This window comes from Pseudacidovorax intermedius, from assembly GCF_001476815.1.
In the GTDB taxonomy this organism is placed as follows: Bacteria; Pseudomonadota; Gammaproteobacteria; order Burkholderiales; family Burkholderiaceae_C; genus Xenophilus; species Xenophilus intermedius_A.
Genome location: NZ_LDSL01000228.1, coordinates 1 through 16,014, shown reverse-complemented (window position 1 = coordinate 16,014; position 16,014 = coordinate 1). Strand labels below are relative to the sequence as shown.

Here is a 16,014-nt window from a genome sequence, read left to right as displayed (position 1 = left end):
CGCGGCCGCGCTGGTCGCCATCGCACTCGGCATGTACAGCCCCGAGCTCGTGGACTTCGTGAAGGGACTCCTGCAATGAACGCCGTCACCGAACGCACACCCGGCACGGAGCTGGCCAGCTTCACTGGCGCTTCCGCTGGCGCACTGCTGCTGAACGAGCCGGCCATGGCTCGCATCGAACGCGTGGCCGACCTCATGGCCAGCGGCAAGACCACCGTCCCGCAGCACCTGCGCGGCAACATGGGGGACTGCTTCGCCATCACCCTGCAGGCCATGCAGTGGGCCATGAACCCCTTCGCGGTAGCGCAGAAAACGCACCTGGTGAATGGCACCCTGGGCTATGAGGCGCAGCTGGTGGCCGCGGTCATCAACAACAGCGGCGTCGTCAAGGACCGCTTCCACTTCGACTGGTTTGGCGACTGGACAAAGATTGTCGGCCGTTTCAAGGAGGTCGAGTCCAAGACCAAGAAGGACGACAACGGCTATCCCAAGAAGTACATCGTCCCCGCCTGGCAGCAGGCAGACGAGCATGGCCTGGGCGTGCGCGTGTGGGCCACGATCAAGGGCGAGACCGAGCCCCGCGTGCTGGAATTACTGCTGACCCAGGCGCGCACCCGCAACTCCACGCTGTGGACCGAAGACCCGAAGCAGCAGCTGGCCTACCTGGCGCAGAAGCGCTGGTCGCGGCTCTACGCGCCTGACGTGATCCTCGGCGTGTACACGCCTGACGAGTTGGCCGAGCCCACCGAGAAGTTCATGGGCCAGGCCGAGGTGGTCGAGCCGCCGCCCCCGCCGCCGCCGGCCAGCTACGACCAGGTGAAGTTCGATACCAACTTCCCGAAGTGGGCCGAGACGATACGCACGGGCCGCAAGGTCGCGGATGCCTACGTTCAGTTCGTCGCGGCCCGCGGCGAGCCCTTCACGACCGAGCAGATCGCAAAGCTGAAGGCGGTCAAGGCCGATCCCGCGGCTACCGCCACGGACGTGCAGCCGAAGGAAGCGCCCGCGGCTACCGCTCCGCAGGAAAAGACCTTCGCGGAGATCGCCGCCCTCATCCATACCGCAGAGACGCAGGAGCACCTGTCGGGCCTGGATGAGCACATCGGCGCCATCGCCGACCCCCAGCACCGCGCCGACCTGGCCGCGCTCATTGAGCAGCGCCGCAACGAACTTCCGCCCTTCTGAGGTCCACCATGCAGATCGTCACCCTCATCCAGGGCACGCCCGAGTGGCATGCCCACCGTGCCCAGCACTTCAACGCCAGCGACGCGCCGGCCATGATGGGCTGCAGCCCGTACAAGACCCGCGCCGAGCTCGTCCGCGAGCGCGCCACCGGCCTGACCGCCGAGGTCGATGCTGCGCAGCAGCGCCGCTTCGACATGGGCCACCGCGCCGAGGCGCTGGCCCGCCCGCTGGCCGAGCAGATCCTGGGCGAAGAGCTGTCGCCGCTGGTGGGCGTGGCCGACCTCGGGCCCTACTCTGCGAGCTTCGACGGCCTGACGCTCATGGAAGACCAGGCCTTCGAGCACAAGGCCCTGAACGACACGCTTCGCGCCGCGATGGTCGAAGGCTGCACCGGCGCCGACCTGCCCATGGCCTACCAGGTGCAGATGGAGCACCAGTGCATGGTCTGCCCCTCCATCGAGCGCGTGCTGTTCATGGCCTCGAAGTGGGGCGAAGACGGTACGCTGATCGAAGAGCGCCACTGCTTCTACGAGCCGAACCTCGCTCTGCGCGCCCGCATCGTGGCCGGCTGGGATCAACTGGAGCAGGACGTGGCCGCCTACGTGCCCGAGGCCCCGAAGCCCGCGCCCGTGGTCGCCGCTCCGATGGATGCGCTGCCCGCCGTCAGCGTGCAGGTGCAGGGCGGCCTGCAGATCGTGTCGAACCTGCCGGCCTTCGGCGATGCGCTGAAAGCCTTCATCGACCGCATTCCGGCCGAGCCCAGCACCGACCAGGAATTCGCCGACACCGAGGCTGCCTGCAAGGCGCTGAAGCGCGCTGAGGACGCGCTGGAGGCCTCCGAGTCCAACGCCTTGGCCCAGCTGGCCGACGTGGACACCATGCGCCGCCTCGTGGCCGACTACCGCGGCCTGGCCCGCACTACCCGCCTGCAACGCGAGAAGCTGGTGGCCCAGCGAAAGGAACAGCTGCGCGGCGAGATCGTCGCCAACGGCGTGGCCGCCCTGCGTGCCCACGTCGACGCGCTGAACAAGCGCACCGGCCGCCCCTACATGCCCACCATCGACGCAGATTTCGGCGGCGCCATCAAGGGCAAGAAGAACCTCGACAGCATGCGCGACGCTGTGGCGACCGAACTGGCCCGCGCCAAGATCGCCGCCAACGAGATCGCCGACCGCATCCAGACGAACCTGGACACCATCCGCAACCTGGCCGGCGGCTACACCGGCATGTTTCCCGACGAGGGCGTGCTGGTTCTGAAGGCACCCGAGGACTGCGAAGCCCAGGTGCAGGCCCGCGTGGCGAAGCGCAAGGCGGACGACGAGGCCAGGCTGCAGGCCCAGCGCGAGCGCATCGCGGCCGAAGAGCGCGAGAGGGCTGAGGCCGAAGCGGCGGCGAAGCTGGAGGCTGATCGCGCACGGATCCGGGCCGAGGAGGAAGAGCGCGCCCGCGCTGCGCAGGCAGCCGCCGAAGCCGAGCGTCAGCGGCAAATGCCCACGCCCGCGCCGCCCGCGCCCGTCGCGCCTCCGCCGGCACTGCAACCCGCGCCCGAACTTCAACCGGTGGCCACGGTCGCGCCGGCAGCGAACGAAGCGCCCGCCGGCCCGCCCACTCTTCGCATCGGCGCCATCGGCGAGCGCTTGGGCTGGACCCTCACCGCCGAGCAACTGCGCGGCATGGGCATCGAGCCAGCAGGCCGCGAGCGCGCCGCCACGCTCTACCACGAGAGCCAGTTCCCCGCGATCTGCGACGCCGTGATGCGCCGCGCCGCCGAAGCCAAGACCGCGCACCAGCAGCGCCAGGCCGCCTAACCCTTCCCACCATCTACCCAGGAGCCCTTCATGCCCCGCCAGTTCACCGCCCCCGCCGCCCTCTCCGATAAGCCCTACGTCGCCATTCAGGCCATCAACGTCGAATCCAACCAGGTCGCCACCATCGGCTACGACGCCGCCACGAAGACGCTGGCCCTGACCTTCACGCGCGGGCCCGGCCACGTCTACCACTACCCAAACGTGGAGCCCGAGCTGCACGCCGAGTTCATGGCCGCCGAGTCGAAGGGCAAGTTCTTCGGCGAGCACATCAAGCCGCTGCCTTTCGACAAGTTCCCCGCGCGAACAAATGCGACAACAAGGAGCGGCGGGGAAGCGACGGCATGATGCGCCTACTGCCCCCCATCTCCGTAAAGTTCCTCGCCGCTCGGCAGCGGCGCGCCGAGGTCCGTTGCAGCTATGCACTCTGGCAGCGCGACATTCAAAAGGTCATTTGCGGAGTCAAGATCTCCTCCCAGTCTCTCAAGCAGTCGCGCAACATCGCCTGGGCTTGCCTCCTCTACCGCAGATCGGCTAAGCGCTTGAGTTTGAAGGCGAACTCGCTCAACGTAGTCAAAGGCTCGAGCAATGCGATGTGCGCAGTTGGTTTCGAGGCCTGTGAGCGCGAAAAGCACGTTGTCATCCGGTCGAAAGCGAATGCCCTCAACCGTCCGAGCGATTCGAAAGATGGCCTCAACTCGCGCCTCGTGCTCCGGAATCGTTATATCGAGAAAGACTGCGGCAAACGAGACAGAGTGGATCTGCTGAGAGACGCTCGACAGGCGCGCGGAAATGCTCGCTGCCGCGAGCCTCGCGCGAAGCCGCGCTTCCGCGGCAGCCCTGCTGTTGGCCCTATGGCCAAGCCACAACGCAACAAGAACGGCCATACACGTGCCTACCGCATTTGCAGCGTTGATCCATGTTTCCGGCGCCATTCCCAACCCCTCCTAAGTGATTGGAGTATGCAGGATGGGGTCGCCGAATGAAGCGTGACGATTTCACCCTCCAGTTGGACTTGGGCCGCGAGCTCATCATCGACAACTTCGCGGGCGGTGGCGGAACGTCTGAGGGCCTGGAAGCAGCATTCGGCCGCCCCGTGGACATCGCCATCAACCATGACCCCGAGGCCTTGGCGATGCACGCCATCAACCACCCGCACACGCACCACCTGTGCGAGTCGGTGTGGGACGTGAACCCTATCGAGGTCACGCGCAACCAGCCGGTGGGTTTGGTTTGGCTCTCGCCCGACTGCAAGCACTTCAGCAAGGCCAAGGGCGGCACGCCGGTCAGCAAGCACATCCGCGGCCTGGCCTGGGTGGGCATGCGCTGGATCGCAACGACGAAGCCGCGCGTGCTGATGCTGGAGAACGTGGAGGAATTCCAGACCTGGGGCCCGCTCATCGTGGGCGCCGACGGCACGGCCAGGCCGGACCCGGCGCGCCGCGGCAAGACCTTCGAGTCGTTCGTGCGCCAGCTGCGCGGGCACGGCTACGCCGTGGACTGGCGAGAGATCCGCGCGTGCGACCAGGGCGCGCCCACCATCCGCAAGCGGCTCTTCCTCGTGGCCCGCCGGGACGGCTTGCCGATCATCTGGCCTGAGAAGACGCATGCCGAGCCCACCGACCGCCGCGTGCTGGCCGGGGAACTGGCGGCCTACCGCACGGCGGCCGAGTGCATCGACTTTCAGCTGCAGGGCGTGAGCATCTTCGGCCGGGCGCGCCCGCTGGCCACGAACACGCAGCGCCGCGTGGCTAAGGGCCTGTGGCGGCACGTGCTGACCAGCGCCAGTCCGTTCATCGTCGGCGCCGGTGGCCCGACCTATGCGGGCAAGCCTCAGAGCATGGGCGCGCCGCTGGGCACGCTGACGGCGGACAACCATCGCGCAGTGGTCGCGCCGACGTTGGCACCCTTCATCACGGAGCACGCCAACGCCAGCAACCAGCGGACCATGGCGGCGAACGAGCCATTGCGCACGCAGTGCGCCCAGGTAAAGGGCGGACACTTTTCGGTCGTAGCGCCGGTCATGGCGCCGCTGCGCGGCACCGAGGAATCGCACCTGCAGGGCGACGACGTGCGCCAGCCTCTGTCGACGGTTTCGGCTGGAGGCACGCACCATGCGATGGCGGCCATGCATATCACCAAGTTCCGCATGGGCAGCAGCGGCGCATGTATGGATGAGCCGATGCCGACCGTGACGGCCAACAGCTTCATCAAGCGCCCAGGAGGCTGCGCGCCCCTCGGCATGGTCGCCGCCCACCTGGTGGACATGGGCCACGGCGAGGGCAAGGTCCCCGGCCGCCGCTTCAGCCACGGCATCCGGTCGATGGAGGTGCCGCTGAACACCGTCACAGCCAGCGGCGCCACGAGCGCCATCGTGGCCGCGTGCATGGAGCAGGCCAACGGCGGCTTCTATGCCGGCGAGGGCCGCAGCGCGGACGCGCCCATGTCCACCATCACCGCTGCGGGCAGCAATCAGCAGCTGGTGATGGCCTACCTCGTGAAGTACTACAGCAGCGGCGGCCAGGATGCGCCGGCCGGCAGCCCGATGCACACGCTGCCCACCAAGGGCCGAATGGGCCTGGTCGAAGTGCAGCAGGTGCCCGCCGCGGCGCTCGCGCCCGAGCACCGGGCCCGCGCGCGCCAGTGCGCCGCGCTGCTGCATGAGCACCTGCCGGAGCAGTTCCCCGAGGTGGCCGACATGGTCCTGATGTCGCACGAGGGCACTTGGTGGGTGCTGGTCGACATCACGCTGCGCATGCTGAAGCCGCGCGAACTGTTCAACGCCCAGGGCTTCCCCGCTCGCTACGTCATTGATGAGATCCCGGACCCGAAGCGCCTATTCGCCGATGGCGTGCAAGCGGCCGACCCGCTGGCCGTCCCACGCATCCCGCTGTCGGCCACGGCTCAGGTGCGCATGTGCGGTAACAGCGTCAGCCCGCCGGTGGCTGAGGCGCTGGTGCGGGCAAACTTTGCCCATGAGGCGCTGATCTACAAGGTTGCCGCGTGACCAAGCTACTCGTCCAGGTCGTACCGCATCTGCAGCTCACGGATGACGCGGGCCACGTCCAGGCGCCACCCGCTTGGCGGCACCGCCGTGCGGATGGTCCAGTTCGGGGCCTCGTCGCCGTGTCCACCCGTGCCCACCACTGCGCCTCGGTGGATGTCCGTCTGCAGCCCTTCCAGGCCTGGAAGGCGCTCGATGCGCTCCAGCACCAGCCGGTGCAGTTCTCTGGCGGTGCGAGTCGATCTGCTCATGAGGCCTCAGTATGAACCGCCATCCTGACGTAGACATCACCAAACCGCCGGCGAACGAAGCCCGATTCGAACTTGTCCTGTCCCCCGATGAGCTGGTTCAGGTGACCGGCGGCTATCGTCGCGCGCACGAGCAGCACGAGGAGTTGATCCGACAGGGCTTCTGGCGCGCACGCCGCTCGCGGCTCACTGGCGAGGTGATCCTGGAGCGCGCCCACTACTTGGCGGTGTGTGCCGGCGGAAGGGCCGACCGAGAATCCGCCGGCCAGTCCGAACCCCGCCTGCGCCCAATCACCCGATGAAGCCCCAGCCTGCTCCCAGGAAGAAGCGCGCCGCGCTCCCAGTCGGCGTCTTCGAGAAACACGGCTCGTTCTACCGCGTGAAGGCCGAGGGTCCGAAGCGACGATGGATCCGCCTGTCGGCCGTCAAAGACGGGCTGCCGGCCATGTACGCCGCCCTCGCAAAGCTGGGCGCAGACGAAATCTCCGGTAACGACCGCATGCCCAAGGTGTGCGAGGACTGGATGAAGGATATCGGCAGCCGGCACAAGCCCAAGACGCAGGCCAACGACCGCACGCACAACCGCGTGATCTCCGAGGCCTTCGCCGAGTTCAAGGCGGCCCAGATCACGCCCAAGGTCGTGGCCGAGTTCCTGAAGCAGTTCCGCAGCATGCCGCGCAGCTACAACGCCTACCGCACGGCGCTGCGTGAGCGCCTGCGCTACGCCGAGTCGAAAGACATGCGGCCGGCCGGCTCCAACCCGGTCGACTCAGTGCCAACGATGGCCACCAAGGCCCGCACACGGTACCTGACCGATTCGGAGGTGCGCCGCATCAAGGCCGCCGCCATGCGGGGCGCTGACGGCCTGCGTACGCGCTCGGGCTTCACCATCTGCTGCCTGATGGACATGGCCTATCTCACAGGCCAGCGCATCGGCGACCTGCTCTCGCTGACTTGGTCGGACATCCGCCAAGACGGCATCCACTTCGAGCCCAGCAAGACCGAAGACAGCACTGGCGTGCGCATCACTATCAAGTGGACGCCGCGGCTGAAGGCGCTGGTGGAGCGGCTGAAGAACCCACCGGCGCTGCCGGCCAAGGCCGGCGAGCCGGGCAAGGTGAAGCCCGTCAGCTCGATCTGGGTGTTCAGCAAGCTCAACGGCCAGCGCTACACCTACGACGGCGCATCGACTGCTTGGACGCGGGCCCGGGACCGTGCAGGCGTGAAGAACGCCCACTTCCACGACCTACGCGCCAAGGCGCTGACGGACGTCGAGGAGGTGGAAGGCATCCGCAAGGCCCAGCGGATGGGCGGCCACTCCACCGAGTCGCAGACGGCCGACTACGTGCGCCAAAAGAAAGCCCGCCAGGTAGGCGCGACACGGTAGCGAAGCTGTCTAACTTCGGTTTCGGCTCCACTCGGAAGTCGGCCGAAAAGCGGGCGTCCAGAAGTTAGACAGAAACGAGCTAAGCCGTTGATTTCAATGGTTTGAAGGGCTGCTTTGGGAGCAGAGGGTCGCGAGTTCGAATCCCGCCGCTCCGACCAGAAAACGGGAATGCCCGCCTTGACGTGAGTCGTGGCGGGCATTTTTCGTTGGGCGAGCGCCGATGGCGCCGCCCAGGGCCTGTGCCTTCGGCGCAGTCAGTGTGCGATCAGCGACCCATGCGGATGGCGCAGATCGTGGTGCTGGCTGCGGCGCAGGCGCTTGGCTTCGCGGCGGTGGAGGCGCATGCCCTTGTCGAGCATGTCGCCGCGGTGGCTGGCCCACGTCAGACCCATGAAGAACAGCAAGGCCACGACTTCGAGTGCCAGCAGGGCAAGAACGACGGGAATCCACATGGCTTGTCTCCTTTGTTGTACTGTGAGACGGAGCTTTGCAGAAAACAACGCGCTTGACCATTCCGGCCTTCACCGTTCTGACGTAGCGCTTTCACCTACTGCTGTGCGCCTTCTCCTAGGGCGGCAGTCGAAAGCCGGTCCTGTGTGTACTTTCGGCTGCTTGTGCTTCACCTATCCGGATGAGGACAAAGAATTCAGAAAGATTTAACGATCATTCGTAAAATCCAGTCCGTTCCGGACACGCGACCAGAGCACCGCAAGCTCGCTCCAAGGGCGCCGAGCCACCCGGACTGCGTCGCTTAAGGTCGGCCCCCGACTTGGAAACAGCCCGTTTGCGTATCTCACCCGCGCGACCCGACAGGCCGACGCCACGTCACAGGAAGGAAAGTTCAGGCATGGATCACAAAAAGTTCGCGGCTCGCCAGCGGGCCGATCGCATCGGCAAGGCGGTGCTGGCGGTGCTGGTGGTCTGCCTTGTTGCGGTAGTGGCAATGCGGATGGGCTGAGCGAGGACGCGCGACGGCCTTGTGGCACGCGTCGTCCTCGCACGGTCCACCCTCCATCCACCCCGTTGCAGTTGCTGCGGCCCTCTACAATCGCGGGCTTCGCACGTCGGGCGGCGCCAGTTTGCCGCGTCGGCGCCGCCTCCCGGCGGCAAGATCGCATCGCCTGCATCACTGCCCGTAGCTCAACTGGATAGAGCAGCTGCCTTCTAAGCAGCAGGTCGGGGGTTCGAGCCCCTCCGGGCAGGCCATCGTTTCCCCTCTGAAAATGCGCCATCCGGCCGGGCGCCGGGCATCGGCTGGGACGATCAGGAGGCCGGCTCCGGCTTCTCGATCATGTCGAGGACCCAGGCAGCGCCGGTGATGATGCACCCACTCCGCCGCGGCGCCCGCAGGCGCCGAACGACCCCGCCGAATGCCGTTCTTCATCACCTCCCCGGCCCCGCCTCCGCGCGCTTCCGTAGACTCCGGGGTTTTCCAAAGGAACCCAATGGCAGAAACCAAGAGCGGCTTCGCACGTCCCATGACCCCCAGCGCCGAACTGGCCGCGATCATCGGCGCGCAGCCGCAGCCGCGTACCCAGGTCACCAAGCTGGTTTGGGACTACATCAAGGCCCACAACCTCCAGAACCCCGCCAACAAGCGCAACATCCTGTGCGACGCCAAGCTCAAGGCGGTGATGGGCAAGGACGAAGTCACCATGTTCGAGATGACCGGCCTGGTCGGCAAGCACCTTAGCTGACGCCGGACCGCCCGGCTTCGCAAGGCCGGCCGAGTGCCGGCCTTTCGTCTCCTGCATGCCGGGCGATGCGCCTCCAGCCCGCCAAGGACCTGCGCTCGCAGGTCTTTTTTTGCCCGCAACGGCTATGCTGCGCGGCGGCGATCCGGGTAGAGACGGCAGTGGCCCTCGGCCTGGCATCGCCCTTAACATCCGAGAGGGAGTCCCACTGGTGCGCAATCACGCAAAACGGTCCGCTGGCACGCCATCGCGGATGGGCGCGCGCCGCCTTCCGCCCTTGCCTCTTTGCGCGACCCAGGGGCCTTTGCCGTGACCTCCGGGTACGCAGGCCAGGGACTGCAGCAGACGCCGCTGGCCGTGCTGCTGCTGGAAGACTCCGCCTTCGACGCCGAACTCCTGCGCGAGGAGTTGCTGCGCTTCTGCCCCCGCGCCACCTTGCGCACCGCCCGCGACGGCCCCGGCTTCGAGGCGCTCCTGGCACAAGGCGGCTTCGATGTCATCCTGTCAGACCACAGCCTGGGCGCCTACGACGGTCTGAGCGCGCTCGCCCTCGCCCGTGAGAAGGCGCCATACGTTCCCTTCATCTTCGTATCGGGCATCGTCGGCGAGGACAACGTGGCCGAGCTCATCCGCAGCGGCGCCACCGACTACGTGAGCAAGGGCCGCCTCGCCCGCCTGCCGCTGGTGCTCGAACGCGCGCTGCGCGAGGTGCAGGAGCGGCGCTCGCGCGCACAGGCGGAAGCCGCGCTCGGCATCGCGCGCGTCGAGACGGAGCGCCTGGCCGCGGCGCTGACCGTGCGCGAAGAAGAGCTGAGCGCCGGCGAGGCCCGCTTCAAGGCCGCCGCCGAGGCCGGTGGCATCGGCATCTGGCAGCTCGAACTGGCCACGCAGCAGCTCTATGCCTCCGACCACTGCAAGCGCAACTTCGGCCGCGACGTGGCGCTCGGCTTTCCCTATGCCGAACTGCTTGCGGCGGTGCATCCGCACGACCAGCAGCGCATGCAGTCGGCCGTGGCACACACGGTCGCCACGGGCGAGGACTACCGCATCGAATACCGCATCCTGCGCACCGACGGCCAACTGGCCTGGGTGCGCGTGATGGGCCGGCTGGAGTGCGGCGCCGACGGCCGCCCCGTGCGGATGACCGGCATCTCGCAGGAGATCACCGACACCATGCTTGCCCGGCGCCGGGGCGAACTGCTCGAGTACCTGGACAGCCGGGTGTACCGAGCCCGGTCGGGGCTCGCGGACATCGCCTACGGCGCCGCGGAGGCCCTCGGCCGCACGCTGGAGGTCACGCGCGCAGGCTACGGGCTGGTCGATCCCGTCGCCGAGTCCATCACCATCGAGCGCGACTGGACGGCCGACGACGCCCACAGCACCACGCTCGAAGGCCGCTTCCGCTTCGGCGACTTCGGCGCCTACTTCGAGGACCTGAAGCGCGGCGAGACGGTGGTGCTGGCCGACGCCTGCACCGACCCGCGCACCCGCGACAGGGCCGAGGCCCTGATGCGCATCGGCGCGCGCGCCTTCATCAACGTGCCCGTGAGCGAAGGCGGGCAACTGGTCGCCGTGCTCTACCTGGCGCAGGCCACCGAGCGCTACTGGACCGCCGAAGAGACGGGCCTGGTGCGCGAAGTCGCCCACAAGACGCGCCACGCCATCGAGCGCCGGCGGGCCGAGGAGAAGCTGCATGCCCTGGCCAACTCGCTGGAACTGCAGGTGCAGCAACGCACGGCGGAACTGATGAAGTCCGAGGCCGAACTGCGCCAGTCCCAGAAGATGGAAGCCGTGGGCCAGCTCACCGGCGGACTCGCGCACGACTTCAACAATCTGCTCGGTGCGATCTCCGGGAGCCTGGAACTGCTCAAGCGGCGCATGGGCCACGAGGACATCGTCGCGCGCTATGTCGACGTGGCGCAGACGGCCACCCGGCGCGCGGCGGCGCTGACGCATCGGCTGCTCGCCTTCTCGCGCCGGCAGACCCTGGAGCCGAAGGCGGTCGACGTCAACCAGCTCATCGGTGGCTTCGAAGACCTGGTGCGCCGCACCATCGGGCCGCAGGTGGCACTGGCGGTGCAGGCAGGCACCGGCGTGTGGTGCGTCCATGCCGACCCGGGGCAGCTGGAGAACGCGCTGCTGAACCTGTGCATCAACGCACGCGACGCCATGCCCGACGGCGGCCATCTGCGCATCGAGACGGCGAACCTGGCCGTTGATGCCCATACGGGGCGTATCGAGGAGATGTCGCCCGGCCAGTACGTGGCCATCTCGGTCAGCGACGACGGCTGCGGCATGCCGGCCGAGGTGGTGGCACGCGCCTTCGATCCCTTCTTCACCACCAAGCCCATCGGCCTGGGCACCGGGCTCGGGCTGTCGATGGTCTACGGCTTCGCCCGTCAGTCGGGCGGCCAGGTGCGCATCGACTCTGTCGTGGGTGCCGGCACCGCGGTGCGCCTGCTTCTGCCGCGGCACCTCGGCGAGGCGCCGGCAGCCGTGGTGCCGGCGATGGCGGGACAGGCGCTGCAGAACGTCGGGCTCGGCGAAACCATCCTGGTGGTGGACGACGAGGCGGCGATGCGAACGCTGATGGCCGAGGTGCTTCAGGAAATGGGCTACCGGGTGCTGCAGGCCGCCCACGGCGGCCAGGCGCTGGAACGCCTGCAGGCCGAACGCGAGGTGGCCCTATTGGTCACCGACGTCGGCCTGCCGGGCGGCATGAACGGCCGGCAAGTGGCGGACGCGGCCCGGACGCTGCGCCCGGACCTGCAGATCCTGTTCGTCACCGGCTATGCCGAAACGGCGGTGCTCAGCCATGGCCAACTGCCGCCGGGCATGCAGATCCTGACCAAGCCCTTCGATATCCAGCAGTTCGCGCAGAAGGTGGTGGCGCTGGTCCGGCCACGGCCGCGCGCCTGATCGGCGGCCCCGCCGGCCGCACCGTTCACCCAGCGTCCGTCAGGCCGGCTCCGTCACACGCCGCCAGGCCTGCAGCCCGAGCAGGTCGCGGAACACGCGCACGCCCTCGGGCGAGGCCGTCAGTGCCCGGCCGCCCGCCGCGCGGCTGAGCCAGCCCTGGTCGAGGCAGTGCCGGCAGAGCATGGCCCCGAGCCGGCCCGCGAGGTGCGCCTTGCGCTCGCTCCAGTCCAGGCAGGGCCGGCAATCGGGTCGCCCCCGGCGGGACCCGGCAGCTTGCACGTCCAGGGCCAGGCCCCATTGCGCCAGCACCTCGGGGGCGCGCTCGGTGAGCTGGCCGCCATCGCCGTCGAACTCGATGGCCCGCGCCGCAAGCAGCGCCTCGGCCATGGCCAGGCCCAGGCGGCCAGCGATGTGGTCGTAGCACATGCGGGCCATGCGCATCGCCTCGTCGCGCGGGCCGACGGCGAGCGGCCGGACGGCAGCCGGCATGCCGGCCAGCCGCATGACGCCTTCGAGCACGCGGGCCACCTCGGCGGATGCAAGCCGGTGGTAGCGATGCCGGCCACGCTGCGCCACGCACAGCAGGCCAGCCTCCACCATCAGGGCCAGATGGCGGCTGCCGGTGGGCGCGGACACGCCGGCCGCCCGCGCGAGCTCGGTGGCCGTGAGCATGCGCCCGTCCATCAGCTGCAGCAGCATCGCGGCGCGTGCTGGCTCGCCGATGAGCGAGCCGATCCGGGCAATCTGGTTGGTGTTCATGGCATTGGCCTCGGCATGAAGCGTAAGGCACCTGGCGTACGGATGCTTTGCTCCGGGGCGAAGTGTCGACGGCGCCTGCGGCCGCAGCATCCGTGCATCGCGGCCTGTGCCGCCCTGCCCTCGGACTGCCCCATGAACCCGTTGCCTTCGCCCATCTTTCCCTGTCCGCACCGCGCCGCGGTCATCCGCGCCGCCTTCGTGGTCGCGCTGTTCGGCTGGGGCGTGGGCTTCTACGGTCCGCCGGTCTTTCTGCATGCGGTGATGGCGCGCACCGGCTGGCCGCTGACGCTGGTGTCCGGTGCGGTCACCGTGCATTTCCTGTTCGGTGCCGCGGTCGTCGCCGGGTTGCCCCATCTCCACCAGCGGCTGGGCATTGCCGCCACCACGTCGGCTGCCGCGCTGCTGCTGGCCGCGGGTGTGCTCGGCTGGGCCGGTGCGGCCCGGCCATGGCAGCTGTTCGTCGCGGCCCTCTTCACCGGCGCCGGCTGGGTTCCGCTGGGCGCCGCGGGCATCAACGCCATCATTGCGCGCTGGTTCGTGGCGCAACGGCCGCTGGCCCTGTCCGAGGCCTACAACGGCGCGAGTGTCGGGGGCGTGCTGTTCGCGCCGCTGTGGGCGGTGCTGATCGAGCGCGCGGGATTTCCGGCGGCGGCCCTGATGGTGGGACTGGCGCTCGTCGTCGTCCTGCTGTCCCTGGCCACACGCGAACTGGCCTGGACGCCCCATGGTTCGGACCACGTGGGCGCGACGACGGCCATGGCCTGCGGTCAGGCTTGGGGAACGCGGCCGCTTGCGCCCACCGCGCCGGTCCTGCGGCGGGACCGCCGCTTCCTCACCCTGGCGGCGGCCATGTCCCTGGGTCTGTTCGCGCAGATCGGCCTCATCGCCCAGCTGTTCGCGCTGATGGCACCGAGCACGGGGGCGCGGCTGGCGGGCGCACTCATGGCACTGGCCACCGGCTGCGCCATCGTGGGCCGGCTGGTCATGGCGAAGTGGTTGCGCCGCGGCACGGACCGGCGGCGCGCCGCCGCAGCCAGCTACCTGGTGCAGGCGGGCGGCACGCTGATGCTGGGCCTGGCCGGGCCAGGCCACCTGGCGGTGTTCGCCGTGGGCATCGTGCTGTTCGGGCTGGGCATCGGCAACGCCACCTCCATGCCGCCGCTGATCGCACAGGCCGAATTCGCTGCGCCCGACGTCGCCCGCGTGGTAGCACGCAGCGTGGCGCTGTCGCAGGCGCTGTATGCCTTCGCGCCGGCCGCGATGGCCGCGCTGATCGCCGGCACTGCAGCCGGCATTGCAGGTCCGGCGCCGACCGGCGGCGCCCCGGCGTGTTTTGCCGTGGTCTGCCTGCTTCAGCTTGCTGCGGCGGCATGCCTGCTGCGGGGCCGGGGTCTGCATCGCTGACTGCGGCCCATCGCCCGTCACCCGCCGCCGCCCCGCGGCAGCGCCGGCCCTGGGCGGCCCCCGCCGACGTAGGATGCGTCCATGCCGCGCCAGAACCGCCCCCCGCTCCCTGCCCTGCCCCTGCGGCTCGTGACATCCCTCCTGCTGCTCGCTGCGGCGGCAGCCGCCCATGCCGACATCCGCCTGGTCATGTTCCGCCATGGCGAGAAGCCGGCCGAGGGGCTGGGCCAACTCGACTGCCAGGGCCTCAACCGCGCGCTGGCCTTGCCGAAGGTGCTGCTGGCGGCCTACGGGCGGCCCGCCGGGCTGTATGCGCCGGATCCCGGTGCCGTGAAGGACGACCTCGGCCGGCCCTACAACTACATCCGCCCGCTGGCGACCATCGAGCCCACGGCCATCCGCCTGGGCATGCCGGTCGACACCCGCTGGGCCTGGCACGACATCGTGGGCCTGCAAGCCGAACTGCTGCGGCCCGAGCACGACGGCCAGACCCTGTTCGTCGCCTGGGAGCACCACAAGCTCCAGGCCCTGGCACGTTCCGTCCTGCAGGCACGGGGTGCCGATCCCGCGCAGGTGCCGGCCTGGCGTGGCGCCGATTTCGACAGCATCTACGTGCTGACGCTGCCCCGCCAGGGCGGCGCCACCTTCAAGGTGGAGGCCCAGGGCCTCGATGGCCTGAGCACGGCCTGCCCGGGCGGCTGAGAGGCGGGGGCCGCCTCAGCCGCCGGTCTGCAAGGCCTGCTGGGCCGCGTTCTCCAGCGCGATGGCCCGGTCGAACCGGGCAAGTCCCACCTCGTTCAGCACCCGCTTGAAGCGCGCCGCCACCTCCGGCTTCAGCAGGGCCAGACGCTGAGCGGCTTCGCGCGCCGTGGCCTCCAGCGCGTCGGGCGGCACCACGCGCCACAGCAGGCCCCAGGCCTGCGCCTCGTCGGCGCCGAAGGCCTCGCCCAGCAGCATCGTGGCCTTGGCGCGGGCCAGGCCGGCACTGGCTGTCAGTGTGGCCGTCAGCCCGCCGGTCACGAACACGCCCAGCGAGGCTTCGGGCAGCTTGAAGCGCGCATCCGCGCTGGCCAGCGCCACGTCCGCATCGAGCATCCATTCGAAGCCGGCACCCACCGTCCAGCCGTGGACCGCGAAGACCACCGGCTTGTCCAGCATTACGATCTGGCGCGAGACCGCCTGCACCAGTTCCAGGTCGCGGTCGGTCGGCGGTGCCGACACGTCGCGCCCGGCGCAGAAGGCGCGGCCGGCGCCCAGCACCAGCACGGCGCGGACGGCTGCGTCCGCGGCAGCGCTTGACAAGGCCTCGCTCAGCGCCTGCGCCAATGGGTTGTCGATGGCGTTGAGCTTGTGGGGCCGGTTGAGCGTCAGGGTCATGACGCCACCGTCGAGGTGGACGAGCAGGGGTGGAGCGCTCATGGGCGATGGGAAAGCATTGGCGAAGCCGCCATTGGAAACCATCTCCGTGCGAATGCACCCACCACCCCGCATGCCGCCGCGGCAAAGCGGCGGCATGCGCGGCAGCGACCGCGCCGCCGCTTACAGCACCAGCTCTTCCTCCGTCCAGTAAGCAAAGCTGTCCGAACCCACGGAGCCCGCGCCACTCACC

General features: G+C 69.1%; 15 protein-coding genes and 1 tRNA gene. 12 read left to right on the top strand and 4 right to left on the bottom strand.

Annotated features, from left to right (window positions below; all coding sequences use genetic code 11):
- Positions 1 to 75: 75 nt before the first annotated feature.
- The 5 genes from NS331_RS24745 to NS331_RS24730 are packed head-to-tail and all read left to right on the top strand — an operon-like array spanning position 76 to position 5,997.
- The gene (locus NS331_RS24745; protein WP_058644563.1) at positions 76 to 1,185 is read left to right on the top strand and encodes a RecT family recombinase; all 1,110 of its coding nucleotides are present in this window, start codon (positions 76 to 78) and stop codon (positions 1,183 to 1,185) included.
- A gap of 8 nt (positions 1,186 to 1,193) precedes the next feature.
- A complete protein-coding gene (locus NS331_RS24740; RefSeq protein ID WP_058644562.1) occupies positions 1,194 to 2,993 on the top strand; it encodes a lambda-exonuclease family protein in 1,800 nt (599 codons plus the stop codon).
- Positions 2,994 to 3,023: 30 nt separating this feature from the next.
- Positions 3,024 to 3,338: a KTSC domain-containing protein gene (locus NS331_RS24735; protein ID WP_058644561.1), complete on the top strand. Its 315-nt coding sequence runs from the start codon at positions 3,024 to 3,026 to the stop codon at positions 3,336 to 3,338.
- On the top strand, positions 3,335 to 3,976 hold the full coding sequence (locus tag NS331_RS26445; RefSeq protein ID WP_153013049.1) for a hypothetical protein: 642 nt from the start codon (positions 3,335 to 3,337) through the stop codon (positions 3,974 to 3,976). The genes NS331_RS24735 and NS331_RS26445 overlap by 4 nt, the downstream gene beginning before the upstream one ends.
- Positions 3,973 to 5,997 carry a DNA cytosine methyltransferase gene (locus NS331_RS24730; RefSeq protein ID WP_058644560.1) on the top strand — a complete coding sequence of 675 codons (2,025 nt, stop codon included), beginning with the start codon at positions 3,973 to 3,975 and terminating at the stop codon, positions 5,995 to 5,997. The genes NS331_RS26445 and NS331_RS24730 overlap by 4 nt, the downstream gene beginning before the upstream one ends.
- 5 nt (positions 5,998 to 6,002) lie before the next feature.
- On the opposite strand, the gene NS331_RS24725 is transcribed toward NS331_RS24730, so the two are convergent.
- On the bottom strand, positions 6,003 to 6,245 hold the full coding sequence (locus NS331_RS24725) for a hypothetical protein (protein ID WP_058644559.1): 243 nt from the start codon (positions 6,243 to 6,245) through the stop codon (positions 6,003 to 6,005).
- A gap of 11 nt (positions 6,246 to 6,256) precedes the next feature.
- On the opposite strand from NS331_RS24725, the gene NS331_RS24720 reads away from it, so the two are divergent.
- Both NS331_RS24720 and NS331_RS24715 read left to right on the top strand, forming a co-directional pair.
- Positions 6,257 to 6,544, top strand: a complete 288-nt coding sequence (locus tag NS331_RS24720; RefSeq protein WP_058644558.1) for a hypothetical protein — start codon at positions 6,257 to 6,259, stop codon at positions 6,542 to 6,544.
- Positions 6,541 to 7,629, top strand: coding sequence for a tyrosine-type recombinase/integrase (locus tag NS331_RS24715; RefSeq protein ID WP_058644557.1), 1,089 nt, complete (start codon positions 6,541 to 6,543; stop codon positions 7,627 to 7,629). The genes NS331_RS24720 and NS331_RS24715 overlap by 4 nt, the downstream gene beginning before the upstream one ends.
- A 254-nt stretch (positions 7,630 to 7,883) precedes the next feature.
- On the opposite strand, the gene NS331_RS24710 is transcribed toward NS331_RS24715, so the two are convergent.
- The gene (locus NS331_RS24710; protein ID WP_058644556.1) at positions 7,884 to 8,081 is read right to left on the bottom strand and encodes a hypothetical protein; all 198 of its coding nucleotides are present in this window, start codon (positions 8,079 to 8,081) and stop codon (positions 7,884 to 7,886) included.
- A gap of 677 nt (positions 8,082 to 8,758) precedes the next feature.
- Between NS331_RS24710 and NS331_RS24705 the strand changes: the two genes are divergently transcribed.
- From NS331_RS24705 to NS331_RS24695, 3 genes are all read left to right on the top strand, one after another.
- Positions 8,759 to 8,835 (top strand) — tRNA-Arg (locus tag NS331_RS24705).
- Positions 8,836 to 9,074: 239 nt separating this feature from the next.
- Positions 9,075 to 9,326: an SWIB/MDM2 domain-containing protein gene (locus NS331_RS24700; protein WP_058644555.1), complete on the top strand. Its 252-nt coding sequence runs from the start codon at positions 9,075 to 9,077 to the stop codon at positions 9,324 to 9,326.
- Positions 9,327 to 9,632: 306 nt separating this feature from the next.
- Positions 9,633 to 12,242 carry a response regulator gene (locus tag NS331_RS24695; protein ID WP_153013047.1) on the top strand — a complete coding sequence of 870 codons (2,610 nt, stop codon included), beginning with the start codon at positions 9,633 to 9,635 and terminating at the stop codon, positions 12,240 to 12,242.
- A gap of 39 nt (positions 12,243 to 12,281) precedes the next feature.
- Here the strand turns inward: NS331_RS24695 and NS331_RS24690 are convergent, their stop codons facing one another.
- Positions 12,282 to 13,001, bottom strand: a complete 720-nt coding sequence (locus tag NS331_RS24690) for an ArsR/SmtB family transcription factor (protein WP_058644554.1) — start codon at positions 12,999 to 13,001, stop codon at positions 12,282 to 12,284.
- A gap of 132 nt (positions 13,002 to 13,133) precedes the next feature.
- On the opposite strand from NS331_RS24690, the gene NS331_RS24685 reads away from it, so the two are divergent.
- The gene (locus tag NS331_RS24685) at positions 13,134 to 14,405 is read left to right on the top strand and encodes an MFS transporter (protein WP_082702763.1); all 1,272 of its coding nucleotides are present in this window, start codon (positions 13,134 to 13,136) and stop codon (positions 14,403 to 14,405) included.
- Between the two features lie 129 nt (positions 14,406 to 14,534).
- On the top strand, positions 14,535 to 15,107 hold the full coding sequence (locus tag NS331_RS24680) for a hypothetical protein (protein WP_242873883.1): 573 nt from the start codon (positions 14,535 to 14,537) through the stop codon (positions 15,105 to 15,107).
- Positions 15,108 to 15,122: 15 nt separating this feature from the next.
- On the opposite strand, the gene NS331_RS24675 is transcribed toward NS331_RS24680, so the two are convergent.
- Positions 15,123 to 15,824: an enoyl-CoA hydratase/isomerase family protein gene (locus NS331_RS24675; RefSeq protein ID WP_058644564.1), complete on the bottom strand. Its 702-nt coding sequence runs from the start codon at positions 15,822 to 15,824 to the stop codon at positions 15,123 to 15,125.
- Positions 15,825 to 16,014 lie beyond the last annotated feature (190 nt).

Excerpts from the sequence above, each read along its gene's own strand:
- NS331_RS24710 (WP_058644556.1), bottom strand. The coding sequence starts at position 8,081 with ATGTGGATTCCCGTCGTTCTTGCCCTGCTGGCACTCGAAGTCGTGGCC.
- NS331_RS24720 (WP_058644558.1), top strand. The coding sequence starts at position 6,257 with ATGAACCGCCATCCTGACGTAGACATCACCAAACCGCCGGCGAACGAA.
- NS331_RS24675 (WP_058644564.1), bottom strand. The coding sequence starts at position 15,824 with ATGAGCGCTCCACCCCTGCTCGTCCACCTCGACGGTGGCGTCATGACC.
- NS331_RS24700 (WP_058644555.1), top strand. The coding sequence starts at position 9,075 with ATGGCAGAAACCAAGAGCGGCTTCGCACGTCCCATGACCCCCAGCGCC.
- NS331_RS24740 (WP_058644562.1), top strand. The coding sequence starts at position 1,194 with ATGCAGATCGTCACCCTCATCCAGGGCACGCCCGAGTGGCATGCCCAC.
- NS331_RS24735 (WP_058644561.1), top strand. The coding sequence starts at position 3,024 with ATGCCCCGCCAGTTCACCGCCCCCGCCGCCCTCTCCGATAAGCCCTAC.
- NS331_RS26445 (WP_153013049.1), top strand. The coding sequence starts at position 3,335 with ATGATGCGCCTACTGCCCCCCATCTCCGTAAAGTTCCTCGCCGCTCGG.
- NS331_RS24690 (WP_058644554.1), bottom strand. The coding sequence starts at position 13,001 with ATGAACACCAACCAGATTGCCCGGATCGGCTCGCTCATCGGCGAGCCA.
- NS331_RS24715 (WP_058644557.1), top strand. The coding sequence starts at position 6,541 with ATGAAGCCCCAGCCTGCTCCCAGGAAGAAGCGCGCCGCGCTCCCAGTC.
- NS331_RS24725 (WP_058644559.1), bottom strand. The coding sequence starts at position 6,245 with ATGAGCAGATCGACTCGCACCGCCAGAGAACTGCACCGGCTGGTGCTG.
- NS331_RS24745 (WP_058644563.1), top strand. The coding sequence starts at position 76 with ATGAACGCCGTCACCGAACGCACACCCGGCACGGAGCTGGCCAGCTTC.
- NS331_RS24730 (WP_058644560.1), top strand. The coding sequence starts at position 3,973 with ATGAAGCGTGACGATTTCACCCTCCAGTTGGACTTGGGCCGCGAGCTC.
- NS331_RS24685 (WP_082702763.1), top strand. The coding sequence starts at position 13,134 with ATGAACCCGTTGCCTTCGCCCATCTTTCCCTGTCCGCACCGCGCCGCG.